This is a genomic window from Faecalimicrobium dakarense, from assembly GCF_000499525.1.
Taxonomy (GTDB): domain Bacteria; phylum Bacillota; class Clostridia; order Peptostreptococcales; family Peptostreptococcaceae; genus Faecalimicrobium; species Faecalimicrobium dakarense.
Genome location: NZ_HG529343.1, coordinates 1 through 24,515 on the forward strand (window position 1 = coordinate 1; position 24,515 = coordinate 24,515).

Genomic DNA, 24,515 nt, shown 5'->3' on the forward strand with positions numbered 1-24,515 from the left:
ACCATGTGGATATAATTTTATATTGCTTGCCATAAAGTCTGCTTCATTATTTATTCCATATGTATATACCGGAACTTTTAAGTTTCTTATATTGTTTTTTATATTGTTTTTTATAATAACACCTGAGCTGTCATCTATATTTATAATATTTGCTAAACTAGTTTTATAAAATAATTTTTCCTTTGTAGATCTATATTCTTCTAAATTTTTATGAAAATCTAAGTGCTCTGGTGTAAGATTTGTAAATATTCCAATATTAAAATTTACGTCTTCTACTCTATGTAACGCTAATGAGTGTGATGATACTTCCATAGCACAAAACTTGCAATCATTTTTTACCATATTGTTAAAGTACTTTTGTAAGTCTATACTTTCAGGAGTTGTATTATTAGATATTATATCATTTTCACCATCTTCTATTTTAATAGTACCTATTAACCCAGCCTTAGATTTATAATTTAAAATTTGTTGTAATACTGTTGTTATACTAGTCTTTCCATTAGTTCCTGTTACACCTATTATTTCTATTTTTTGTGTTGGATTATTATAAAAATTAGCTGCTATTTTTGCCATTGATTTTCTTGTATCTTTAACCTTTATAAATGTATGATTATTATTTTTTTCAACATTTACGTCATCTTGTATTAAAAATGCTTTTGCTCCATTTTCTATTGCTTTATTTATATATTTATGACCATCATTATCAAATCCTTTTATACATACAAACAAACTATTTTCTGTTACTTTTCTTGAGTCATAATATATGTTTTTTATATCTATCTCAGTATTGCCCTTTAATTCTAAAACATCTATATTTTTTATGAGCTTGTATAATTCCATGAGAAAAACTCCTTTCATACTATTACTAAATTATATTTACTGTTTTTTTAATTTATGATATATATAAAATATGATAAAAAATTTATTATAGTATTATCCTTATTTTTCTATTTTTTTATTGACTTATTGATATTAATTATCTACAATGTAATTAAGAGTTACATATTTAATGAAAATAAAGATATTTGAAAATATCTTACTAGAGTCAGGAGACTTTTGCGTCTTCTGGCTTTTTTATTTTCATTATAAATAAAAAAATGTTAACTTTTATTCTACTTTCCCCAAAAGTAAGAATTATACATATTTGAGATGGGTAATATACCCATCTTTTTTTTAATCTTTTTTTTGATATTCTATTAATTTATCTAATATATCTTTATTAGAATTAAAAAACTCAATATGTTCTTCTATTTTCATAAGAGTTTCTATACTTATAGTATGTTCAATCTTTTCTGTCTCTTCATGTATTTTGTCTTTTACCCCTAATATATTTAAAAATTTATTCACTATATCATGCCTATTCAAAAGTTGCTGACCTACTATTTTTCCCATATCACTTAGCACAACATAATCATATTTTTTATATAATATCAGCTCTTTTTCACTTAATTTTTTTACCATTTTTGTTACTGAAGGCGGAGTAATATTTAAATGTTTAGATATATCACTAACTTTTACATGGTCTTCTTGTAAAAATAATCTATAAATCATTTCTATATAGTCTTCCTCACTAGGTGTTAGTTTGTTCTTCTTTATATATTCATTGAAAGTATAATACTCTTTTTTATTTTCCAAATTATCTCCCCCTTTTCATATTATATTAATTATATTTCATAAAATATTTTATATTACTATTTTTAGTAACACTCTTTTATTATTTTGCATAATTTAAAATTAAGAAAGTTAGCTTAGGTTAACAATAAAAATTATCTATAAGGAGATGTTAATATTGAAAACTCTTACAGACATTCCAGTTAAAAATACTGCTACAGTAGAAGACCTCTTATTTAATGGTAATTTAAGAGAAAGAATGTTAGCACTTGGTGTAACACGTGGAGCTTCTATTAAAGTAGTTAGAAAAGGCCCAAAAGGTAATTTGACTATTTATAATATTAGGGGCACTAAAATTGCATTAAGATCTGAGGAAAGTAATTTAATAATAGTTTCTGATAATTAGACTATATTTTAAGGGGGAGACAACTGTGGGGTTAACACATGAATCTACAAAAATGAAATCACTGAAAGATATGTTTAATATAGATAAAGCTGACGATCAATTAGTAGTCGCTTTAGCAGGAAATCCAAATACAGGTAAAAGTACTGTATTTAATTATCTAACAGGATTAAAACAACATACTGGGAATTGGCCTGGAAAAACCGTTGCCACAGCTCGTGGGGATTTTAAATACAATAATTCTAATTATGCTTTAATTGATTTACCTGGGACCTATTCTTTATTTGCATTATCTCAAGAAGAAATAGTTGCTCGTGACTTTATATGCTTTGGTAAGCCTGATGTAGTAATTGTAGTATGCGATGCAACTTCACTTGAAAGAAATCTCAATTTAGCATTTCAAGTTATGGAATTAACAAGAAATGTAATTTTATGTGTAAATTTAATTGATGAAGCCGAGAAAAAGGGCATAACTATAGATAGTAAAAAACTTGAAGAAGCTCTAGGTATACCAGTAGTATTAACAGCTGCTAGAAGTGGCAAGGGAATGGATGAATTATTAAATACTTTAGACTTAGTTTCTTCAAATAACTATAAGTTCAGTAATAAACCTGTTCTTTATGATAATAATATTGAAGTTGTAGCTGATTCATTCAAGTCAGAATTAGAAAATACTATCGATTTTATAAATCCTCGCTGGCTAGCTCTTAGACTTATAGATGAAGATAAAAGTATATTTGATTCTATGCATAATTATATAGATGAAAGCTATATAATTGATTTATATAAAATCAAGGAAAGATTTCCTAAAACTTTAGATAAAGATAAAATCAGAGATAGTTTTACTAAAACAAATTATGACTATGCTAAAAATTTAAAAGAAAAAGTTTGTATAATAAATAATAATTCTAAATTAGATAAAGATGACAAATTAGATAAAATACTTACTTCAAAATATTTTGGAATGCCTATTATGTTACTTTTATTAGGTTCTATATTATGGATTACTATAGAAGGGGCTAATTATCCATCTAGCCTACTATCAAATTTACTACTTGGCCTTGAACCAAGTTTTACAAACTTTTTAAATATGCTTCATGCTCCTGAGTGGCTAAATAATATGTTAGTTCTTGGTCTTTATAGAACTCTTGCTTGGGTAGTTTCTGTTATGTTACCACCTATGGCCATATTTTTTCCTTTGTTTACTTTGCTTGAAGATTTTGGGTATTTACCTAGAGTAGCTTTTAATATGGACCATTTATTTAAAAAGGCTTGTGCTCATGGAAAACAATGCCTTACTATGTGTATGGGATTTGGATGTAACGCATGTGGGGTTATTGGCTGTAGAATAATTGATTCCCCTCGCGAAAGATTAATAGCTATACTTACTAATAATTTTGTTCCTTGTAATGGTAGGTTTCCTACTTTAATAGCTATATCTACTATATTCTTTAGTTCTGTAATAAGTAACTCTTTCGCATCTAGCTTGCTAACTGCGGCATGTATATCTTTAGTAGTCATTTTTGGAATATGCATAACATTATTAGTTTCTTATGTTTTGTCTAAAACACTTCTTAAAGGTATTCCTTCTACTTTTACATTAGAATTACCACCATATAGAACTCCGCAATTTGGTAGAGTCATATATACATCTATAATAGATAGAACATTGTTCGTTTTATGGCGCGCAGTTATTGTTGCTGCTCCAGCTGGAATAGTTATTTGGATATGTGCTAATATATATGTTGGTGATGTAAGCTTATTAGCTTATGTTGCAAATATTTTAGACCCTATAGCTAAGTTTATAGGACTTGATGGGTTTATTCTACTTGCTTTTATATTAGGTCTCCCTGCTAATGAGATAGTTATACCTATTTTACTTATGTCATATCTTGCTACTGGTTCTATGCTAGAACTTGATAGTTTAAGTGCATTAGGTGATGTTTTACGTAATAACGGTTGGACATACTTAACAGCGTTAAATGTTATGCTATTTAGTTTACTTCACTGGCCTTGTGCTACTACTTTAATAACTATAAAAAAAGAAACTGGAAGCATAAAGTGGACTATTTTAGGATTTTTAATTCCAACTGTGATAGGATTTGTTGTATGCTTTTTAACAACTAGTATATATAATATTTTTATATAAAAGAAAGAGATGGATAATATTATTCATCTCTTTCTTTTGCATATTTTTGATATTTTCTCAAGCTAAAAATAATCATAATATATAAAATCTATATTATTTAAATCTTAAATAAATCTTAATGTTTATTTACTATTTGTATAATTTTTTTTATACAATGTCGTATATATTAGTGTGTAATACTTCGAAATTCGATAAGTCTTAAGGTTTTTTTATGACTTTTTTTGTTTTATTTTGTTATTTTTTATATTTTTTTATATTTATTTTTAAGATGATATAAGATAACTATTATAGTAGAATTTACTTAAAGGACAAGTTGTACCTTTTGCTTTAGGGGGGATTTTAGTGTTTCTTATTTTTATTTTACTACTTTTTATGGGACTAATTTACTTTTTATCTATGGTTTGTATTCAATTTAGTTATATAAATAATATTAACTTACGATTGGGTATGGATGTTACTAAATTATATTGTGATGATAATGATAGTGACGCCTTATTTGCTAGTTTTAATAGTATCGTAAAAAGTTGTGCTATGTGCTTGTATAAGGTATCTAATAATATTAGGTAAATATGTAAACCTAGGATATAATTGTCCTAGGTTTTATAATTTTATAAATTTTGATATAGACTTAAAATATTCGTCGTTTGAAGCTACACATGGATTTAACGGGTTTATTTCTAAGCATTTTTTATGATGATAATATGCTTTTGATATATCTCCAATTTTAAAATAACATGCACACAAATTTAAATGTGGCTTAAATCTCCAGCAGCATAAATTTAAACATTGGCTACAATCTAAAGGAGTTTCTATATTTAAAATAATCTTATACCAATTTATAGCTTGTATATATTTTTTTTTCTTGCTGAAAGGATAATGCTATATTATATAATACTTCGCCTCTAGGAGATGTGTATTCAAATGTTTTATAAAGATAATATCTACCTTCACTCCATTTTTTTTTGTATAAATAACTCTCTCCAATCCTACATAACGCATCCATTATCTCTTCTTCATCTTCAGCATTATCTATAAATTTTTCAAGTACCTTTATTGATTCATCAAACTCATCATTGCAATATAACTCTTTTCCATAATAGTATAAATCTCTATTACTTAACTCTTTACCTAGACTTATATTTTTTTTGTATATTTTAAGGTTCCTATCATCTACACATTTTACTTTATCATGAATAATTGCTATATCACTATTGTACACATTTGAGCTTTCATCTATATTAATGTACTCATGTACAAATCCAATCCATTTAAAATTTTTATTATTTTTTACAATTCTATTTCTTCTTGCTATTATTTGTGGATTATTATTTTCATCCATATCCATATATGTGTTCATTGTAACTACGTCAATATCCTTACTTATATCTTTTTTCAGTTTTAAAAGCTTATTTTTATTTTCTTCATCTATTAATTCATCTGCGTCTAACCATAATATATAATCTTTTGTGGCTTTACTAAAGGAAAAGTTTCGAGCCATAGAAAAATCATCTATCCATTTAAATTCATATATTTTTTCTGTATAACTTTTTACTATTTCTTTAGTTTTATCAGTTGATCCTGTGTCTACTATGACTATTTCATCTACAATATCTGCTACACTATCTAAACACCTATTTATTACTTTTTCTTCATCTTTTAATATCATACATAAACTTATAGTAATCATACTGATTGCTCCTTATTTTGTCCTGTACTTTAATATATGATAAAGCGACATTTTTGTTAAATTATTTAACTATTTAGATACCATAACTTATATAAATAAAAAAGCTAGAACAATAATATGTTCTAGCTCTTTCTTATTTACTCATATATTCTTTCCAATCTCCACTTAAAACTGGAATTGTTTTATCATTTAAATTTATATTCGCCTTTGGATTATATTCATAATAATATGCTTTTTCTGTGCTACCATCTTCTAAAAAAACATCCACTTCTTTTCTTAGGTATTCACAGTTTATATTATTATCTTCACTATAGCGCTCTAATTCGTCTAATCCCTCTAGGCTTTTATCAAAATCAATAAGTTCCATTAGTTCGCCTTGTATTTTTTTGTTTCCTGGTATAACCGCTGGATATCCCTTATTATCTAAATGAAATAATTCTCCATTTATACATCCTTTTACTACATTAGATACCTTTCCCTCTAGAAGCTTTTTATAGTTAAACATGTCACTTCTTAAACTTCCATATACAAATATTTTATTAACTAACATATTTCTCCACCTATTACTTTTATATCATCTTGGTATAAAGTACAAGCTTCAATAGCTAATTCTAAACCTCTTACTATTTCTTGTAAAGACATAAACGGAGTATTTTTCTTATCTATAATTTGTGAAGTCATATATGGTATATGTATAAATCCACCCTTTATGTTTGGATATTTTTTATCTATCATATAAAGGATTCCATACATTACATGGTTACATACAAATGTACCTGCAGTATTTGATACAGAAGCCGGAATTTGATTTTCATTCATATGCTTTACCATAGCTTTTATTGGTAAATTTGAAAAATAAGCTGCTTGTCCATCCTCTTTTATAATTGTATCAATTACTTGATTTCCTTCGTTATCTTTTATTCTAAAATCATCCATATTTATAGCAACTCTTTCAGGAGTTATATCATATCTTCCTCCTGCTTGTCCTACAGATATAACTATATCTGGATTATATTCTTCTATTGCTTTTTCTATTGCTTCAACTGATTTTGTCATAACTGTTGGTATAGTTATTTTTATAACCTCAGCTCCATTTATATTGTTGCTCACCATTTTCACAGCTTCCTCTGCTGGATTTACTGGCTCTCCTCCAAATGGGTCAAATCCTGTTAATAAAACTTTCATAGTATTACCTCCTAAATTTCATTAAAATGCTAAGAAATACATTGCCACTATATGTACTAATATTAATATTAAAGCTACTGGCGCTTGATATTTTATAACCACATAATCATTTTTAGTTTCTAGTAGTGCTGCTGGGACTATATTAAAGTTTGCAGCCATAGGTGTAAGTAATGTTCCACAATATCCTGCTGTTAAGGCTAAAGCCCCCACTATTGCCGGATCACCACCTTGTGCTAATACAAATGGTATACCTATTCCTGCTGTTATAACTGAAAATGCCGCAAATGAATTTCCCATTATCATAGTAAATATAACCATACCTAGTACATAAGCTATAACTCCAAATAATCTATTATCTGCTGGAACTACACCTGAAATCATATTTGATATAACTTCTCCAACTCCTGCTTGAGTAAATAAAGCACCAAGTGCGACTAAAAGTTGTGGTAACATACTTGCAGGTCCCATTTGTTGAAGTAATCTAGCTCCATCTTCTATAGTTGTAGATGTCTTAGATTTACTTATCATAAATGCAGATATTAATGCGATTGCAGATCCTACTCCGATTGCAAACTGTGATGAATTTGAAAAATTAGCTAAAGCCATAGCTACAACTACTGCAGCAAATGCTAATACTAGTGATGGTATAAATATTTTATTTTTCAATTTATCTGCTTGCTTTTGTCCAAATTCTTCACTTGCTTCTTCATATCTTGCAAATACAACCTGCTTACTTAGTGTTAATAAACTACATAATATTAATATAGCTCCTATTATATTTGCTGGTATCATAGATCCAAATATAAATGGTACTGATATTAATATCCAAAATAATGCTGTTCCATATTTTTTACTGCTATGTATAGTTGTAAAAGATTTAAATGCTATTACAAGCATTAAAAATCCCATTAATGCATAAAAAATTTCTAATGATATATCTATAAAATTTTGCATTTTGATCCTCCTCGTAAAACTATTTTTTAATACGTCTACTTAACTTTTTATCATATAATCTAAACTGAACCGCAGCCACTATAAATGCAATAACAGCCATTATTATACTTGCTTTAGCTATTGCAAGCCCAGTTACATCATATCCAAATTGAGTAAGTGTTGAAGCTATAAGTAAAACTCCACTACTTCCTGCAAATAAATTTTGTCCATAGAAGTTACCATAGTTTTCCGATGCAGCTGATAATGCTTTTATCTCTTCTTCTTCTTCTTCATTTAATTCCCCATTTTGACTAGTTCCAGCAGCTTGTGCCATTGGATTAACTAAAGGCCTAACAAATTGAGGATGTCCACTCATTCTTATAGATAGAGCTCCAGCTATTTGTCTAGCGAACATGTATATACTTAATACTCCTCCAGTTGTAAGTTTTCCTAGTTTCTCAATTAAGTAAACTGCCCTTTGTCTTAAACCATACCTCTCTAATATTCCTATTACTGGTAATGTTAATATAAATAACGATACAGCCCTATTCGCAACAAACGATTGCCCAAGTATAGTAAGGATTTCATTAAAGTCTAATCCTGCTACAAGTCCTGTTGCTATCCCTGCTACTAATACTGTAAATAGTGTTTCTACTTTAAATATAAACCCTATTACAACTATTAAAACTCCAATTAGTTTTATCATTAGTTATTCTCCTCTCTTTTGACGTCTTTATATCTTCTTTTGTTGTTTATATTTTGAAGATAATTTTTTATTTTAAAATAGTATACATTAATTCGACATGTTTTGCAAATATATTGAATATTTTAATTTTTTATAAATTTTTTTAAATTATTTATATAGTTTTCTATTTCTACTTCAATACTTTCAATTTCATATTTACTTATACATATTCCCTTTATATTTTTTAGTATTTGTAGAGTTGTAAAAACTATTTCTTCACTTGAGCTATTGTATCCACCTTTTAATTTTTCTACTATTTCAGATTTCAATTCTTCTATAAAGTCATCTATATCTTTTAGTATTTCTTTGTTTTTTTGCTCTAGTTTCACTTTATCATAAATAACTTTAGCTACTGCTCCTGTAACAGTTCCTGCTATAAGAAGTGGTGGGCAATAAGTCATCATAGCACTACTTATAGTTATTGATGCCGCCGATTGGCCTATAGCTGCACTATAAATAGATATTATTCCTCCTGATGTGGCTCCTAATATTGCTCCAGTTCCTACAGTTGCTAGTATTTCATTTATCTCTGTTTTACTGCAATCTAATTTAAAACTAGGAGTGCATAATAATTCATTTTCATAACTTATGCTATCTATATATTTTTTTATATCTTCATTCATTTCATCACTAACTTCTTTTAGGCATTCATCCCATTCTGAAAAAAATAAATTATCTAATTCTATTTTTTTCATATTTATTATGTCATTTATATAATTTTCATTTATATATTTACTAGAAGAATTTAAATCTGTTTTTATCTTTAATAATTCTTCACTTAAAAAAATTCTATTTATCCAGTCATTTATTTCAAAATCCATTTTTGAATTTATATAATCATATTTATTTTTAAGGGTAACTTCATCTTTTTTTAACTCTTCTGTTAATATTAATATACTTTTTAAATAATCATTATGATTTATTATTTCTTTGTGAATTATTGATTCTAAGGAATATTTTATACTATCTATTTTTAGGATTTCACAATTCTCATACACATTATTTATATACTCTTTAAGACTCCTAAAGTTCTTTCTCAGCTCAGTGTGGTTAGATATAACTATATCAGTATTTTTGACTACTGCATTTTTGCCTACTGCATCTTGATATTCTAAATATGAAGATATCATAAAAAAATTATCAATATAAATTCCATATTCATCTTTTATATATTCTAGTATTTCATCTTTATTATCTTCTAATAAATCAGCTTTATTTACTATTCCTATTATTGGCTTTTTATACTCGCTTATTAAATCTAGAGATTTAAATACATCTTCTTGACCTAAATGAGTTGAATCTAATACAAATAATATTAAGTCTCCATTTTTAATATAGTTTAATGTAAGTTGTTCATTTTTATCAGTTATACTTTTAAGTCCTGGAGTATCTACTATATTTATTTTTTTAAGAAATTCTTTATTTAATCTAACTTTAGATATATGGTCTGTATTTTTTTCATATTCATCTTTATAATAGCCTACCTCAATTATATTTGAGGTAGCTTCTAATACATCAACCTCACTAACTTTACATCCCATTAAAGCATTAAGTAAACTTGATTTTCCAGATTTAACTTCTCCTACTATAACAACTTTTAAAGGACTATTTTTGTTACTTTCTAAGCTTTTAATATTATCAATTGATTCATTTAACTGTCTTGAAATTAAATCTTTAAAAGGCATATTTAATCCTTCTTTTAATGTTTCTCTAATTGGAGATTGTAACAATAACTCTTTTATTTCATATATATATTGTTTTGTAAGTTCCAAAACTATCACCTCATTTTTATAAATATACTTTCTATATTGTTTAGAAAATCAATATGTAATTTTACATTAGAATACTCTAAATAAGTATTTTCAAAGCTTTTTTCTTTAATTTCATTTATACTTTTTTTAATAATTTCTATCTTTTCATCTAGGATTATAATTATTTCTTTAGATAAGTTATTTAGATTTTTAGATACAATGTTTCTGATTAATGATTCATCATAAGATTGGTTATTTGAATTTTTTGAGATAAGTTTATTTAATATATTTTCTATTTCATTTGTATTTTTATTATTTGATTTATAAAGCTTATTATAATCAAAAATTATATATTTGCTCTTTGAAAAATAAATTTCTGTATTTAGTTTTTTTATATTATATTCTTTATTTATATTGCACTTTATATATAAAAAATCATATATTTTCTCTAATTTTAAACTACATATTTTCTCTAGTTCAACTATGCTTTTATTTAAGTTATCTAAATCTTCTTTACTTGAATATTGCCTATTTTCCAAATCATCTAAGTATGTTACTACATAAGTTCTCAAATTTTTAGTTTTTTCTTCTAATTCAAACTCAACTTCATTATAAGTAGATATGTCTTTGTATAAACACCTTTTGTAAGAGTTTATTTCCCTAACAATATTTGTTTTCATTATATATAAATTTTTGTACTTTGAAGATATTTGTTTTTCTTTTGCTACTTTAGAAAAATTCTCATCAATACTTTTAAATAATGTATCTATATTACTTGATTTAATTAACTTATTGTCATTCTTAATTATGCCTTCTAATCCTTCTTTTGCAGATATAAATACTATATCCTTAAAGTTATTTTTATACAATTCATAAGCTCTTTTTTTAACCTTATATACATTATTTGGGTCTATATTTCTTATTACATCCATTTTATTTATAACTATTATTTTATTCTTCTCTTCTGTTCCTAGTTCATCCATTTCATTTATTTCATCTATAAGTTTATTACTCTCTCTTGATACTAAGTTTTGTGCATCTACTAACCATATAACACCATCTGCTTTAACATAATAACTTTTCATTCTATTTAATGTGTCTTTTATTAAGTTTTGATTAAGACCTGGAGTATCCACTATAATAAATTCATCTAGTATTCCACTTTTTTATAAAATATTTTATTTGTATTATTTTTGATTTATATAGATATTTTTCTTCTTGTTCTTTTTTATATTTTTTTAATATATTTATGTCTCTATTATTTAATGATTTATATTCATTAACCATTTTGGCTACTTTTCTTTTTGATTCTTTAAATTTGTCTTCTTCTTCTTCTAAAAGTCTATTACCTTCTTTTAAACTTTTAGTTACTTTACTTTCATCTTCATAAGTTATCTGTAATTTTTCTATTTCTGATTTTATAAATAAATCTAGCTTCCAAGTATTTGGTAAATCTCCAGTCTTTACTTTTTCTTGATTTAGTAAAGCATTTATCAATGTTGATTTACCATAATTCCCTGAACCAACTATAAATAATAAAAACGGAAATCTAAGTTCATTTACACTCTCTTTATTTTCTTTGATTTGTATATTTATATCTTCTATCAACTTTATAGTTTTGTTGTTTAAAGATTTTGTATTATAAATATTTTCATAATTTATAAATTCTTTAATTTTTATAATATTATATTCTATGCTATCAACTAAATTTAGCAATTTTGAAAGTTCTTCTTCTCTACTTAGATACATTCTTATCCATCCTTTTCTAGGACATTTATATAATTCCTTCAATATAATATATTCATTTTTTATACTTGAATACTAACTTTTATTGATTTAAATTTTTTTCACAAAATTATGTCAATTTCATAATATAAAATAGAATAATTATTATACTAATATCTTTGTGAGGTGAATGTCTTGAACTTTTTTTTATCACTTAATCCCGTCTTGCAAGGGTTTATTGCCACAATATTTACATGGTTAATAACTGCATTAGGGGCTTCTTTAGTATTTTTATTTAAAGATGTTAAAAAAAGTATTTTAAATTTAATGTTAGGATTTGGGGCAGGAGTTATGATTGCTGCAAGTTTTTGGTCACTACTGAATCCTGCTATAGAACTTTGTGAAGAACTTGGATTTAATTCTTGGTTTATACCAGCAATAGGATTCGTTTTGGGAGGGTTGTTTATAGTACTATCTGATAAATTTTTAGATAGATTTAGTTTTAAAGATTTAACTACTATAAGTACTAGGCAAGCCAAAAGCTATAAAAAAAGTATATTACTCGTTTTAGCTGTTACTCTTCATAATATACCAGAAGGATTAGCCGTTGGTGTTGCATTTGGTAGTGCTGCTCTTGGAATTCCTGGATGTACAGTAATAAGCGCTATACTTCTTGCTGTTGGTATAGGTCTTCAAAACTTTCCTGAAGGGGCTGCTGTATCCCTACCCCTTAGAAGAGAAGGATTTTCTCTTAAAAAGAGCTTCTTATATGGTCAAGCATCAGGATTAGTTGAACCAATTGCCGGAGTATTAGGTGTTATTATGGCTTTAACTATGAGAAGTATACTTCCTGCTTTACTAGCATTTTCAGCTGGTGCTATGGTTGGAGTAGTTTCATCCGAACTTATTCCTGAGGCATGTATAGAAAATAAGAATCTTACTACTATTGGTGTTATCTTAGGATTTGTAACAATGATGATTTTAGATGTTGCCTTAGGGTAATATTTTTATAAAATTTTATTTTCGTGTATATGATTAAAAGACGGGTGTTATATTATATAAAATCTGTCTTTTAATTTTTTTTTGCTTGACTATATAGTTACTGTATACTTTATCATCTAATTAAATATATCAACGGAGGTAACTATGGAAAAATCATTTACTAAAAAATTTACATCTATGGAGTTTCTAAAGTTTGTTTCTCCTGCTATTATATCCATGGTATTTATATCTTTATATACTATAATAGATGGAATATTTGTTTCTAAATTAGTAGGATCAGATGCTCTTGCTAGTATAAATATTATTTTACCTATAATAAACCTTATTTGTGGGTTTGGTATTATGATGGCAACAGGAGGGGGAGCTATAGTATCTATAAAAATGGGCGAGGAAAATTATGAAGAAGCTAACAATTCTTTTTCATTTATATTACTTTTCTCTATAACTATTGGAGTTTTATTTACAATTATTTCGATTTTCTTTGTAAAAAATATATCAATTGCACTTGGTGCTACAGATAAACTTTTACCATATGCTATAACTTATGGTAAGGTAATGATTATCTCTGCTCCATTTTTTATTGCTAAATTTTTATTTGAATATTTTACTAGAACTGATGGAAATTCTAACTTTAGCTTATTTTTATCTATAGTAGGAGGTATTACTAATATAATTTTAGATTATGTTTTTATAAAAATCTTTAATATGGGTATTTTAGGAGCAGCACTTGCCACTTTATTAGGTATTTTAGTCTCTTGCTTAATTGGATTTATATACTTTTTATCAGGTAAATCAACTTTGAAACTAAAAATTCCTAAATTTGATTTTAGACTTATATTAAATACTATGATTAATGGCTCTTCTGAAATGGTTACAGAATTATCTACAGGTATTACAACCTTTTTATTTAATATAGTTGCTTTAAAACTTGCTGGAGAAAATGGGCTTGCTGCTCTTACTATAGTTTTATATGCTCATTTTTTAATGACTTCAATTTACTTAGGTTTTTCTGCAGGAGTTTCCCCTTTAATTAGCTATAATTTTGGTGCAAATAATAGCGATAAATTAAAAGAGATATTTAAATACTCTCTAAAATTTATATTTGTATCTTCTATATTGGTATTTGTAGCAACGTTAGTTTTTGCACCAATTATAGTTGGAGTATTTGTAAATCCTTTAGATGAAGTATTTGACTTAGCTCTTAAGGGATTAAAAATTTTTGCATTTGCATTTTTATTTGTTGGTGTAAATATATTTGCTTCAGGATTTTTTACGGCATTTCATAATGGAAAAGTTTCAGCTATTATCTCTTTTAGTAGAGCATTTGTATTTATAATCATTGGTATACTTATACTACCACCAATATTAAAATTAGACGGAATGTGGCTTACAGTTCCTTTTGCCGAACTAATAACCATATTTTTATCTATAATATATATAAAAAAATATAGGACTAAATATAAGTATTAATTATCAATATTTAAAAGAGTGTAGAATTTATCTACACTCTTTATTATTTTTATATTAAGTCATGTGCATATTCTTTTATATGTGCATTTTTAAGAAGTAAAATTCATATAATAAAATTTAATATTGTTGATTGCTCTTTTCTAGATATTTTTATAATCTGTTTTGCACCTTCACATACAAACATACCTATACCTCGCCTTTTATATAAATTTTTTTATCAACTAATATATTTATACCCTTTAGTACAGTAGCTGGGTTTATCTTATATAACTTTGATAGCTCTATAGTTGATGAAATTTGTTCATTTTCTTTAATATCATCAGTTAATATAGCATCTTCTATAGCCTTATATATTTTCATAAATATAGGTTCATCATCATTTAGTATAAGCTTCATATGAACCTCCTTATTAATTTTTAAATCCATCAGTTAATTACTTAAGTAACTAATTATAATACAATGATATATATTATTTTATTGTATATCAAAATATTTTTTGATTTTTATAAATAAATATTTAAAGACCTATATTTCTGGGTAATAATTATTATTATATAAATACAAAAGGAGAATATTTATGAGTTTTGAAAAAATGAGTAATGTTGGAATAGATAATGAAACAAGAAACTTTATTATTTTATATAACTTTAATGTTAAAGAAGCTAGTATGATAAAAAATATATGTAATATGCTTGGAATTAGAGATCAAGTTATACTTTCACATAAAAATGCCAATTCTACAATAAGAAATATAATTGATAGTAATATAGACAGCACATGTGAAAGCGGTATCAATCAAAAAGCTATGATTTTTAATAATGTAGATCATATGAAAGTTAGTGCCTTTATAGATAGCCTTAAGAAATTTAGAATTAATAGACCTCTTATAGCTGTTACTACAGAAGGAAATATTGATTGGAGCTTAGATACTTTAATTTCTAATTTACTAGAAGAAAGAATTGCTATGAAATCTGGGAAAACAGTAAAACACTAAACTTAAAATTCTATAGCTGGGTGTAAATTCAAGATTTTCCTTTAATAAAAAAGTGAGAGTAAATTATAAAATTTACTCCCACTTCTTTAATATATTAACCATAAATCTTTTTATATCTAAATCGTATATATCCTTTAACTTATCTCCACTAAGCACTTTTGATGGCTTCCCATGAGATACAGACTCTCCATTATTTAATAATAAAACATTATCTGCTATATATTGAACTAAATTCAAATCGTGCAATACACCTACTGCAATTTTATTATTTGCTTTTGTCCAATCTTTTAAATGCTCTAAAAGTTCAATTTGGTACTTTAAATCAAGATGATTAGTAGGCTCGTCTAATAATATTACATCTGGATTTTGTGCAAATGTTCTTGCTAGAAATACTCTTTGAAGTTGTCCACCTGATAATTCACTTATCATTTTATCCTTAGAGTCTAAAAGACCTACTTTTTCTATACTATCTAGTATTATCTCTTTATCTTTTTTACCTAAATGAGAAAATGTACCCTTAGAATATGCATATCTTCCAAGTGATACTGTTTCATATACTGTATACGGAAAATGTATTTGTGAAATTTGGCTCATTAACCCAACTTTCATAGCTAATTCTTTTCTATTTAATGAAGATACTTCCTCAGAATCTATTTTTATACTGCCTCTATAATTAATTATATTGGCTATAGATTTTAAAAGGGTACTTTTTCCACAGCCATTAGGTCCTACTATACATAGATTTTCACCTCTATTTACAGTAAAGCTTATACCTTTTATAATATCTCTATCTTCATATCCACTATAAATATCTTTTATTTCTAACATAAAACTCACCTAGCTTTTTTAAAGTATACCCATGCAAAGAATGGTGCTCCAAATATAGCAGTTATCGCTCCTACTGGTAACTCAGATGGAGATACTAGAGTCCTTGCTATAAGGTCTGTTATTACCATTAAACAACCACCAAATACAAATGACATAGGTACAACATATTTATGATTCGATCCAAATATTTTCCTTACTACATGAGGTGCTATTAAATCTACAAATCCTATCGTTCCACTTAAAGAAACAGCCCCTCCTGTAAGTACTGTTGAATAAATGAATAATTTCTTTTTTACTTTCTCAGTATCAACTCCTACTGACTTTGCTTGTTCTTCTCCAAAAGTAAGTATATCCATTTCTCTCGTATATTTAAGAACTCCAAACATACCTATTATAAAAAATGGCATTATAAGCCCTACATAAGACCATCCTTTCATGGCAAAGCTTCCCATTTGCCAAAGAGATATACTTTTTAAATCATTCGAAAATAATGCAGTTAAAGTAGTAAGTAATGCATTTACAAATAAAGATAATACCATACCACAAAGTATTATAGTATTGTTTGACATAGTTTTATCTATTTTTGCTGAAAATTTAATTACCGAATAAACAGTTCCAAGTCCAAATAAAAATCCTATTATAGGAAGTGTGTAAGCTCCTAATAACGGAGCAGATATACCACTAACTATTATAAGTCCAGCTCCTAATGATGCACCTGAAGATACTCCTAATGTATAAGGGGATGCCAATTGGTTTTTTAGTATAGATTGGACTACCGCACCACTAGATGCCAAACATCCCCCTACTATAAATGCTAGTAGTACTCTTGGTAATCTAAGCTTCCAAACTATTGATACATTTTTAGGGTCTATTCCTTCTCTTAATGGTATATTAAATAATTTATTACTAATTACTGATATTGTATCTAAAATATTAATATTAGAACTTCCTATAGAAGTTCCAATACTAATAATTATAAATACTATTGCTATGCTTAGTAATACTTTCTTCTTATTTCCCATATTTCTCTGGATAAATAGCTTTAGACATTTGGTTTAAAGCTAATATTATTTTATGAGATGGACGAGAAGATGAATTTGTGTCTATTTGGTATACTTTATTTTCTTTTACTGCATTTATATTTTCAAAACCATCACGGTTTTTTATTTCATCAATAGGATTTTCTATGTAATTTACATTTGTTAATATAACGTCTGGATTTTTATCTATTACAGCTTCTGCACTTGGTGTTACCCATCCATTTTCATCTTTAAATACATTTTCAGCACCTATTATTTCTATCATTTCATTTAAGAATGTAGAATTTCCAAATGTAAATAAGTTTGGTGCTGGAGCTATTTCAAAGTAAACCTTTTTCTTATCATTTATAGTTTTTCCTATCTTTGATACCTCATCTATTTGAGATTTCATATCTGATATTAAAGCCTGTCCTTTACCTTGTACTCCTAATATATCAGCTATAAATTCTATATCTTTATATATTCCTTCTATACTGCCACTACTTGGTATGTATACAACTGGAATTCCTGATTCACTTATAACTTTAAACGGATCTTCACTTGAACCTGTCTTATTATGCCCAGAAGCTATTATTATGTCTGGTTCTAACCCTATTATTGTTTCTGCATCTGGATTTGAGAAATCTATTTTAGTTAAATCCTTATTAATTCCTTCAATATCACTTGAATATTTATCTATTGCAACTAACTTATCACTTAATCCAAGATCTACGATTACTTCTGTATTTGATGGTGCTGTTGAAATTATTTTGTCTATTTTTTTCGGTATATTTACCTTTGTTCCTTCTCTATCTGTAATTTCTTTTTTATTATTAGTGCTACATCCAACCATAATAAACATCATAAATACCATTAAAATTGATAAAAACCTTTTTCTCATACGTTCTCTCCTTAACTTTTAACTATCTTACTTGTAGTTTCTACTTATAAATTCTGTTTCTTCTAAACCATTATCTTTATTAAACTTAAGCGCTAATGCAAAGAATTATCCTGAAAAAAGATTTGTAAAATCAAATAACAAATCATCTACTTTATTTCCTTGTTCTTGATATCTACTTAATAGCCTAACTAATGATTTACACTTGCTTCTTATAACATGGCAATATCCTGCTTGGGTAGATCCTTGTGGAAGTACAAATTTATTAAATCTGTCTTTTACTTCTTCTTGTATTTCTAAAAATCGTTTTTCTAGCCATATTAATTCTTCTTCTGTAACTGTAGTCTTTGTCCTTACTGATGGATTTATATGATACATTAGCTCATTTACTTTACTAAGTTCATCTTTTATATCTTCATCTATTATAAATGATCTTAAAAGCCCTATCATACTTGAGATTTCATCTGTTAAAATCTCAAAATCACACCTTAAGTCTAAAGACTTGTCATATAAGAAAGGGTATGCTAAATATTTGCTCATTTTCTTCCTCCTTTCTCAATTTAAATTAAGTAAGATGCTAAATATATTAAGTTTTTGTTATTATATTTGCATCTAACACCTCACCCTCAGCAGATATTAGTTTATGTATTAGGCAGTTCTCCCGACTTAACTTCATCCTACTCTCTAGCCTTCCCGAATAATTCAGTGGCATTTAAGATTTCGTCCATATCACGGTTACTGGGGTAGCTTGGAAATTTCATCCAATTCTCTTTTAAGTAACACACCTAATACTTTATATAATTATTTTATAAGACCTATTAGCTTAATACAAGTAATAAGTTTTTTAGTAATAATATATATTAATATAATTATTTATTTTTATTATTTAAATGATTTCTAATGTATTTTATGCTATCATTTATTTTAAGAAGACCCTTTCCATATTTACCCAAAAATTAAAATATAAATCAAAAATAAAGCAGGCAAAATTCACCTACTTTATTTTATAAATTAATAAAAATGTTTTAATTGTTTTAATCTACTTGGATGTCTTAGTTTTCTGATTGCTTTTGCTTCAATTTGTCTTATACGTTCTCTTGTTACTCCAAATACTTTTCCTATTTCCTCTAATGTTTTTGGAGTATCATCATCTAATCCAAATCTCATTCTAAGTACCTTTTGTTCTTGGTCACCAAGACCTGTTAATAATTCCTCTATTTTTTCCCTTAAGTTCTTTTGTTCTACTTCATGAATTACTACATCTGCAAAATTAGCATCTGATGGTATAAATTCAACTAAACTACTATCTTCATCTTCTTTTATCGGTGTATCTAATGATACTATATTTTTATCTCTCTTTAATATATCTATAACCTTTTGAACATCAAGGTCACATACTTCTGCTATCTCATCTAAGCTCGGTTCTCTTTGAAGTACATTTGAAAGTTCTTGTTTTTTTCTTTTTACAAAGTTTATTCTTTGATGAAGGTGAACAGGTATTCTTATAGTATTTTCACAGTCATCTATATATCTTGTTATACTTTGTTTTATCCACCATGTAGCATAAGTACTAAATTTATATCCCTTTTTATAATCGTATTTATCAACAGCTTTTATAAGTCCAATGTTACCCGCTTGAATTAAATCAAGCATATCTACACTTTCTTTTCTGTATTTCTTAGCAATACTTACAACTAATCTATAGTTTGCATTTATAAACTGCTCCTTAGCTTCAGGTGAAGAGTTAATTATTGCTTTTGCTAATTCAACTTCCTCTACTGCAGACAACATTTTGTACTCTTCAATTTCTTTTAAGTACATTTTCATCGCATTTGATGTATTTGATGAATCCCCATAAATATAGTTTTCATAAGTATGTTCTCTTTTAGCCCCCATAATCTAACCCCTTCTATCCATATAGTTTGTTAATTGAAATGGTAAAGTGTCTTTAGCTTCAGTTATTTTTATAATATGATTTGTATCATAAAAAAATTCCATTCAATTTAACTAAAATGTCAATAAATTTATTTATCTAATATTCTACTTTAGACTTCAAATTTCCTTCTTTTTTGTATTATTTTTTTACAGAAAAAAAAGACCACACAATATGCAGTCTTTTTTTCTCGAACGACGTTATAAATCCCTTATTAATAAATCCTTTTAGCGTTTGCCCCAACACTTACGGTTTTATATAGAATTTTTAACCATTTAATAATAACATCATTAAAAAGTATAGTCAAGTTCGTATATTATATGTATATATTATTCGTGATGGCAACCACAGTCAGAACCGTGTCCATGCCCTCCACAACATTCATGGTCATCTCCGTGATCATGTCCATGTCCTCCACAACATTCATGATCATGTCCGTGGTCATGTCCATGCCCTCCGCAACATTCATGATCATGTCCGTGGTCATGGTTATGTTCACCTTCTTGTGATAATTCTTCCATCTTAAAGAATTCTTCTACCATAGTATCATATGTTGGAAGTGAAGCTTCTGTATCATATTCTTCTCCTGTCCAATCAGCATACATCATAGCATCTCCATTAGTTAAAACTAATCTTCCTGCCATAGTTATATTATCTACATCTTCTAAAAAGTCTACTTGTTTTTGTACAACTTCTCCTTCTAATCTTATATCTTCATCTAAACATTGTATTATCATAACTGGTGCATAGTAGTCTTCTTTATCTTTAACATTAACTACTACATCTAACACACCTTCTGCACCTTCTTCAAATTCTGATAAGGCTACATCTGTATCTATCATATCATGTGGAACTAATAAGTCCTCCATTAAATATTTTATAACTCTTTCTTTCACTAATTCTTTTGACATAATTTTTGTTCTCCTTTCAGTTTATGGCCATAACACCCAAACTTTTCCTTATTATAGTATAATACATTTATTAAATTTTCAATCTCTTCCTAAAAATATTTACAAATATAATTTATTTATACCCTTTTTATCCTCATTTAATGTTAATTTCCATACAAATATTCTTTTTTTAATAAATTTTTAATTTTTTTATCCCAGTCTATAACTAACTTTCAGTATGATTTCTAACCTTTTGGCATATCTTTACAGTCAAAATTCGACATTTTCTATGTTATCATAGTTTCACAGGGGGCAACCCCTACACTAAAGGTTACAAAACAGTAACAATTTTACAAAATTCAAACAAAGAGGTGTTTTACAATGACAAAAAATATATCAACAAAACTAAAAACTTTATTAACTTTAGGAGTAGTAACTGTAGCAACAGCTTCTAGCATTGTTCCTGTAAGTGCTTTATCTCATAAGGGATACACAAAACTAAATAATAAAAGCGTAGTATATTTATATATAAACGGTGTTAAATACAAATTACCAACAAACCCAAGCTGTCCTATAAAGCCAGAACTTAAACCAGAAGATAATAACAATAATAACTCAGGGGCTACTAATAAACCTGAAAACAATACTAATAACAATTCAGGTACTACTAACAAGCCTGAAACTAAACCAGAAGATAATAACAATAATAACTCAGGATCTACTAATAAACCTGAAACTAAGCCAGAAGATAATAACAATAATAACTCAGGATCTACTAATAAACCTGAAACTAAACCAGAAGATAATAATAACTCAGGAGCTACAACTGGACAATTCGCAGCTTACCAAAAAGAAGTTGTTGATTTAGTAAATGTTGAAAGAACTAAAAGAGGTTTAAGCCCACTTACTCTTGATGCTAAAGTTTCAGATGTAGCTACAAAGAAATCTCAAGATATGATAAATAAAAACTACTTTGATCACAACTCTCCAACTTATGGTTCTCCATTTGATATGATGAAACAATTTGGAATAAGCTATAGAGCAGCTGGAGAAAATATAGCTATGGGACAAAGAAATCCTCAAGAAGTTGTAACTGCTTGGATGAACTCTGAAGGTCATAGAAAAAACATATTAAACTCTAGCTTTACAAAAATAGGTGTTGGTGTTGCTCAAAAAAGTAATGGTACACTATACTGGACTCAAATGTTTATAGGATAATATGAAAATCTTTATAAAACTAAAAAATCCCCTAGGATATATAGCCTAAGGGATTTTTTAGTTATTTAAGTTTAAGTATATATCTGAAAATTCTACTTGAATATTTTCTATATATTTAGATGAGTGATTTTCATCATTTATATATATATCTTCTTTTACTAAAACATTTGGTATTTTTACAGTAAATTTAGTATATTCTCCAATTTCACTTTCAACTTCGATTTTACCATTATGTAAATCAACTAATGATTTTACTAGTGATAATCCTATTCCACTGCCCTCATTTACTTTAGTCATTCTATTATTTGCCTGTTTAAACTTTTCGAAAACTTCTCCTAATTTATCATTAGGTATACCTATTCCAGTGTCCTTAACTTCTATTTCTACAAATTTATCATCGCAATTTATGTTAACTTCTATTATCCCATTTCTCTTATTAAACTTAATTGCATTTGAAATTAAGTTTAATATTATTCTCTCCATTTTATCTAAGTCAAAAGCAACTATGTGCTCTTCTACCATTGTATCAAATATCATATTTATGCTATTTTGATTTGCAAATTTTACTACTGAATCAAAAATATTTTCTACATAATTTACAATATCATAGTTTTTAGGGCTATATTCTACACTTCCTACATCTAATCTAGTTGAATCTATTAAATTATTTACAAGCTTTAGTAACCTATATCCATTTTGTCTTATAATATTTATATATTTTTCATATCCTTTAATACTATGATAATTTTCTTCACAATCTTTACATTGTTCTAATTTTATGTCTAATAATTGTATTGAGCTAAATATTAGGTTAAGGGGTGTTCTAAATTCATGGGAGAGGTTAGCAAAGAATTCCATCCTAAGTCTTTCAAATTCCACTTCTGCTTCTTTTCTATGTGAAATATCCCTACATATACCTAATACTCCACCTACCATTCCATTTTCATCTATAAAAGGAACTTTTATTGTCTCTGTGTAAACTTTACTTCCATCTCGTAATAATTCTACCCCTTCACTTATAATTTTTCTCTTTGTACTACATACTTTTGCATCTTCTTCTTTATATCTTATATAATTTTCATCATTTTTTATTGATATCTCATCTTCTGATTTTCCAATTATTTCTTCTTTAGTACATTTATATACTTTTGCAAAGTTTTCATTGCAATGTTTAAATATTCCGTTAGAATCTTTAAAAAATATATGATCTGGAATATTATCACTTATAAGTTCTAACATTTTCTTTTGAACTTGAGCTTCGTCATTTGCACTTTGACTTTCATTCATATCTATACATAATCCTATAGTCCCTATTATTTCTTTGTTTTTATCATATATAGGATATAATGATGCGTTATAGCATCTATCATTTATAAAGGTGAGCGTTGATATTTTATCTAATTCTTTATTTAGAATTTTTTGATCTGAAACGTTAAAATTTGTAGCTATATCTGTAGGAAAAATTTCGAAATCTGTTTTCCCTATTATATCCTCAGAATTTATTTTCCCATAATTATCAAAACATAAATTAGTAACTCTATATCTTCCCTTTTTATCTTTAACCCATAATAAAATATTTAATTTATCTAGTATTTCCTTAGTATATTGACTATAATCATAGCATTTAGTCATCCATACTGCAAATAAGTCATCACAAATGTTTACTATCTCTATCTCATAAAATCTATTTAATATGGGTATATATTCTTCTAATATAAATTTTTTATTTTTTGTATTTTTTCATATATCAAATGTTTATTTAGTCTATCTTTTATCCCTAAAATATTTAATATATCTTTTCCTATAATATAATTTACATTGAATGCCTCTTTTGCTTTATTATTCATACCTAATAATTCAAAAGAGCTTATATTTTCTTTTAAAATCCCCCATAAACAAATAACTGGTGCTTTGTCTATCATTTTTATATAATTTTGAAACTCCAAAATAAATCCCCCTCATATATCTTTCATTGAACTTTTTATTTTATCATATTTATTATTCATTTACAGCTAATACCATCTTTTTACATTTTTTACCATTATTGTTACAACCACCATTAAGTCTTATTAAT

Annotated in this window: 25 protein-coding genes and 1 riboswitch; of the genes, 6 read left to right on the forward strand and 19 right to left on the reverse strand. The window is 26.8% G+C overall.

The genetic code is table 11. The features are described 5' to 3' along the window. Both BN899_RS09755 and BN899_RS09760 read right to left on the reverse strand, forming a co-directional pair. Positions 1 to 840, reverse strand: an 840-nt coding sequence (locus BN899_RS09755) for a Mur ligase family protein (protein WP_042274969.1), incomplete at its 3' end; no start/stop codon positions are given. A gap of 333 nt (positions 841 to 1,173) precedes the next feature. Further along, positions 1,174 to 1,635, reverse strand: a complete 462-nt coding sequence (locus BN899_RS09760) for a metal-dependent transcriptional regulator (RefSeq protein ID WP_042274971.1) — start codon at positions 1,633 to 1,635, stop codon at positions 1,174 to 1,176. A gap of 145 nt (positions 1,636 to 1,780) precedes the next feature. On the opposite strand from BN899_RS09760, the gene BN899_RS09765 reads away from it, so the two are divergent. Further along, positions 1,781 to 2,017: a FeoA family protein gene (locus tag BN899_RS09765; protein ID WP_042274972.1), complete on the forward strand. Its 237-nt coding sequence runs from the start codon at positions 1,781 to 1,783 to the stop codon at positions 2,015 to 2,017. Between the two features lie 25 nt (positions 2,018 to 2,042). Next, on the forward strand, positions 2,043 to 4,163 hold the full coding sequence (feoB, locus tag BN899_RS09770) for a ferrous iron transport protein B (protein ID WP_042274973.1): 2,121 nt from the start codon (positions 2,043 to 2,045) through the stop codon (positions 4,161 to 4,163). A gap of 826 nt (positions 4,164 to 4,989) precedes the next feature. Here the strand turns inward: feoB and BN899_RS09780 are convergent. The 8 genes from BN899_RS09780 to BN899_RS09815 form a co-directional block, all read right to left on the reverse strand. Beyond that, entirely contained in the window at positions 4,990 to 5,850 is an 861-nt protein-coding gene (locus BN899_RS09780; RefSeq protein WP_052356785.1) for a glycosyltransferase family 2 protein, read from the reverse strand. 133 nt (positions 5,851 to 5,983) lie between these two features. Then, positions 5,984 to 6,400 carry a gamma-glutamylcyclotransferase family protein gene (locus BN899_RS09785; RefSeq protein ID WP_042274976.1) on the reverse strand — a complete coding sequence of 139 codons (417 nt, stop codon included), beginning with the start codon at positions 6,398 to 6,400 and terminating at the stop codon, positions 5,984 to 5,986. Further along, positions 6,394 to 7,035: a pyroglutamyl-peptidase I gene (gene pcp, locus BN899_RS09790; protein ID WP_042274977.1), complete on the reverse strand. Its 642-nt coding sequence runs from the start codon at positions 7,033 to 7,035 to the stop codon at positions 6,394 to 6,396. Before pcp ends, BN899_RS09785 begins: the two co-directional genes overlap by 7 nt. 21 nt (positions 7,036 to 7,056) lie before the next feature. Next, entirely contained in the window at positions 7,057 to 7,989 is a 933-nt protein-coding gene (locus BN899_RS09795) for a DUF979 domain-containing protein (RefSeq protein WP_042274978.1), read from the reverse strand. A 19-nt stretch (positions 7,990 to 8,008) separates the two neighbouring features. Beyond that, positions 8,009 to 8,674 carry a DUF969 domain-containing protein gene (locus BN899_RS09800; RefSeq protein ID WP_042274979.1) on the reverse strand — a complete coding sequence of 222 codons (666 nt, stop codon included), beginning with the start codon at positions 8,672 to 8,674 and terminating at the stop codon, positions 8,009 to 8,011. A gap of 122 nt (positions 8,675 to 8,796) precedes the next feature. Beyond that, positions 8,797 to 10,485, reverse strand: a complete 1,689-nt coding sequence (locus tag BN899_RS09805) for a dynamin family protein (protein ID WP_042274980.1) — start codon at positions 10,483 to 10,485, stop codon at positions 8,797 to 8,799. A gap of 5 nt (positions 10,486 to 10,490) precedes the next feature. Next, positions 10,491 to 11,600 (reverse strand): P-loop NTPase family protein, encoded by a 1,110-nt coding sequence (locus BN899_RS09810; protein ID WP_042274981.1) that lies wholly within the window; start codon positions 11,598 to 11,600, stop codon positions 10,491 to 10,493. Positions 11,601 to 11,610: 10 nt separating this feature from the next. Further along, entirely contained in the window at positions 11,611 to 12,213 is a 603-nt protein-coding gene (locus BN899_RS09815; protein ID WP_042274982.1) for a GTPase, read from the reverse strand. A gap of 171 nt (positions 12,214 to 12,384) precedes the next feature. Here BN899_RS09815 and BN899_RS09820 point away from each other — a divergent pair, with 171 nt between their 5' ends. Both BN899_RS09820 and BN899_RS09825 read left to right on the forward strand, forming a co-directional pair. Next, entirely contained in the window at positions 12,385 to 13,191 is an 807-nt protein-coding gene (locus tag BN899_RS09820) for a ZIP family metal transporter (RefSeq protein WP_042274983.1), read from the forward strand. A 144-nt stretch (positions 13,192 to 13,335) separates the two neighbouring features. Beyond that, on the forward strand, positions 13,336 to 14,661 hold the full coding sequence (locus BN899_RS09825) for an MATE family efflux transporter (RefSeq protein WP_042274984.1): 1,326 nt from the start codon (positions 13,336 to 13,338) through the stop codon (positions 14,659 to 14,661). A 186-nt stretch (positions 14,662 to 14,847) separates the two neighbouring features. Here BN899_RS09825 and BN899_RS09830 read toward each other — a convergent pair whose 3' ends face one another. Beyond that, positions 14,848 to 15,057: a GntR family transcriptional regulator gene (locus BN899_RS09830; protein ID WP_242824143.1), complete on the reverse strand. Its 210-nt coding sequence runs from the start codon at positions 15,055 to 15,057 to the stop codon at positions 14,848 to 14,850. Positions 15,058 to 15,238: 181 nt separating this feature from the next. Between BN899_RS09830 and BN899_RS09835 the strand changes: the two genes are divergently transcribed. Next, complete coding sequence (locus BN899_RS09835) at positions 15,239 to 15,655, forward strand: DUF3783 domain-containing protein (RefSeq protein WP_042274985.1); 417 nt, start codon at positions 15,239 to 15,241, stop codon at positions 15,653 to 15,655. Between the two features lie 72 nt (positions 15,656 to 15,727). Here BN899_RS09835 and BN899_RS09840 read toward each other — a convergent pair whose 3' ends face one another. The 6 genes from BN899_RS09840 to BN899_RS09865 form a co-directional block, all read right to left on the reverse strand. Beyond that, the gene (locus tag BN899_RS09840) at positions 15,728 to 16,483 is read right to left on the reverse strand and encodes an ABC transporter ATP-binding protein (RefSeq protein WP_042274986.1); all 756 of its coding nucleotides are present in this window, start codon (positions 16,481 to 16,483) and stop codon (positions 15,728 to 15,730) included. Positions 16,484 to 16,488: 5 nt separating this feature from the next. Beyond that, positions 16,489 to 17,505, reverse strand: coding sequence for a FecCD family ABC transporter permease (locus BN899_RS09845; RefSeq protein WP_042274987.1), 1,017 nt, complete (start codon positions 17,503 to 17,505; stop codon positions 16,489 to 16,491). Then, a complete protein-coding gene (locus BN899_RS09850) occupies positions 17,495 to 18,403 on the reverse strand; it encodes an ABC transporter substrate-binding protein (RefSeq protein ID WP_042274988.1) in 909 nt (302 codons plus the stop codon). The genes BN899_RS09845 and BN899_RS09850 overlap by 11 nt, the downstream gene beginning before the upstream one ends. Before the next feature lie 105 nt (positions 18,404 to 18,508). Then, positions 18,509 to 18,940 (reverse strand): ATP:cob(I)alamin adenosyltransferase, encoded by a 432-nt coding sequence (locus BN899_RS09855; RefSeq protein ID WP_052356786.1) that lies wholly within the window; start codon positions 18,938 to 18,940, stop codon positions 18,509 to 18,511. Between the two features lie 94 nt (positions 18,941 to 19,034). Next, positions 19,035 to 19,204: riboswitch (cobalamin riboswitch) on the reverse strand. Between the two features lie 207 nt (positions 19,205 to 19,411). Next, positions 19,412 to 20,296, reverse strand: a complete 885-nt coding sequence (locus BN899_RS09860) for a sigma-70 family RNA polymerase sigma factor (protein ID WP_042274989.1) — start codon at positions 20,294 to 20,296, stop codon at positions 19,412 to 19,414. Positions 20,297 to 20,662: 366 nt separating this feature from the next. Beyond that, the gene (locus tag BN899_RS09865) at positions 20,663 to 21,244 is read right to left on the reverse strand and encodes a type I restriction enzyme HsdR N-terminal domain-containing protein (RefSeq protein WP_081712228.1); all 582 of its coding nucleotides are present in this window, start codon (positions 21,242 to 21,244) and stop codon (positions 20,663 to 20,665) included. Positions 21,245 to 21,604: 360 nt separating this feature from the next. Here BN899_RS09865 and BN899_RS09870 point away from each other — a divergent pair, with 360 nt between their 5' ends. After that, positions 21,605 to 22,441: a CAP domain-containing protein gene (locus BN899_RS09870; RefSeq protein WP_052356787.1), complete on the forward strand. Its 837-nt coding sequence runs from the start codon at positions 21,605 to 21,607 to the stop codon at positions 22,439 to 22,441. Positions 22,442 to 22,498: 57 nt separating this feature from the next. Here BN899_RS09870 and BN899_RS09875 read toward each other — a convergent pair whose 3' ends face one another. Beyond that, positions 22,499 to 24,073 (reverse strand): PAS domain-containing sensor histidine kinase, encoded by a 1,575-nt coding sequence (locus BN899_RS09875; protein ID WP_052356788.1) that lies wholly within the window; start codon positions 24,071 to 24,073, stop codon positions 22,499 to 22,501. 77 nt (positions 24,074 to 24,150) lie between these two features. Next, a complete protein-coding gene (locus BN899_RS09880) occupies positions 24,151 to 24,387 on the reverse strand; it encodes a hypothetical protein (RefSeq protein WP_042274990.1) in 237 nt (78 codons plus the stop codon). Positions 24,388 to 24,515 lie beyond the last annotated feature (128 nt).

Coding starts and splice junctions, on each gene's coding strand:
- BN899_RS09765 (WP_042274972.1), top strand. CDS start 1,781: ATGTTAATATTGAAAACTCTTACAGACATTCCAGTTAAAAATACTGCT.
- BN899_RS09780 (WP_052356785.1), bottom strand. CDS start 5,850: ATGATTACTATAAGTTTATGTATGATATTAAAAGATGAAGAAAAAGTA.
- BN899_RS09785 (WP_042274976.1), bottom strand. CDS start 6,400: ATGTTAGTTAATAAAATATTTGTATATGGAAGTTTAAGAAGTGACATG.
- pcp (WP_042274977.1), bottom strand. CDS start 7,035: ATGAAAGTTTTATTAACAGGATTTGACCCATTTGGAGGAGAGCCAGTA.
- BN899_RS09795 (WP_042274978.1), bottom strand. CDS start 7,989: ATGCAAAATTTTATAGATATATCATTAGAAATTTTTTATGCATTAATG.
- BN899_RS09800 (WP_042274979.1), bottom strand. CDS start 8,674: ATGATAAAACTAATTGGAGTTTTAATAGTTGTAATAGGGTTTATATTT.
- BN899_RS09815 (WP_042274982.1), bottom strand. CDS start 12,213: ATGTATCTAAGTAGAGAAGAAGAACTTTCAAAATTGCTAAATTTAGTT.
- BN899_RS09825 (WP_042274984.1), top strand. CDS start 13,336: ATGGAAAAATCATTTACTAAAAAATTTACATCTATGGAGTTTCTAAAG.
- BN899_RS09830 (WP_242824143.1), bottom strand. CDS start 15,057: ATGAAGCTTATACTAAATGATGATGAACCTATATTTATGAAAATATAT.
- BN899_RS09835 (WP_042274985.1), top strand. CDS start 15,239: ATGAGTTTTGAAAAAATGAGTAATGTTGGAATAGATAATGAAACAAGA.
- BN899_RS09840 (WP_042274986.1), bottom strand. CDS start 16,483: ATGTTAGAAATAAAAGATATTTATAGTGGATATGAAGATAGAGATATT.
- BN899_RS09845 (WP_042274987.1), bottom strand. CDS start 17,505: ATGGGAAATAAGAAGAAAGTATTACTAAGCATAGCAATAGTATTTATA.
- BN899_RS09850 (WP_042274988.1), bottom strand. CDS start 18,403: ATGAGAAAAAGGTTTTTATCAATTTTAATGGTATTTATGATGTTTATT.
- BN899_RS09855 (WP_052356786.1), bottom strand. CDS start 18,940: ATGAGCAAATATTTAGCATACCCTTTCTTATATGACAAGTCTTTAGAC.
- BN899_RS09860 (WP_042274989.1), bottom strand. CDS start 20,296: ATGGGGGCTAAAAGAGAACATACTTATGAAAACTATATTTATGGGGAT.
- BN899_RS09865 (WP_081712228.1), bottom strand. CDS start 21,244: ATGTCAAAAGAATTAGTGAAAGAAAGAGTTATAAAATATTTAATGGAG.
- BN899_RS09870 (WP_052356787.1), top strand. CDS start 21,605: ATGACAAAAAATATATCAACAAAACTAAAAACTTTATTAACTTTAGGA.
- BN899_RS09875 (WP_052356788.1), bottom strand. CDS start 24,073: ATGACTAAATGCTATGATTATAGTCAATATACTAAGGAAATACTAGAT.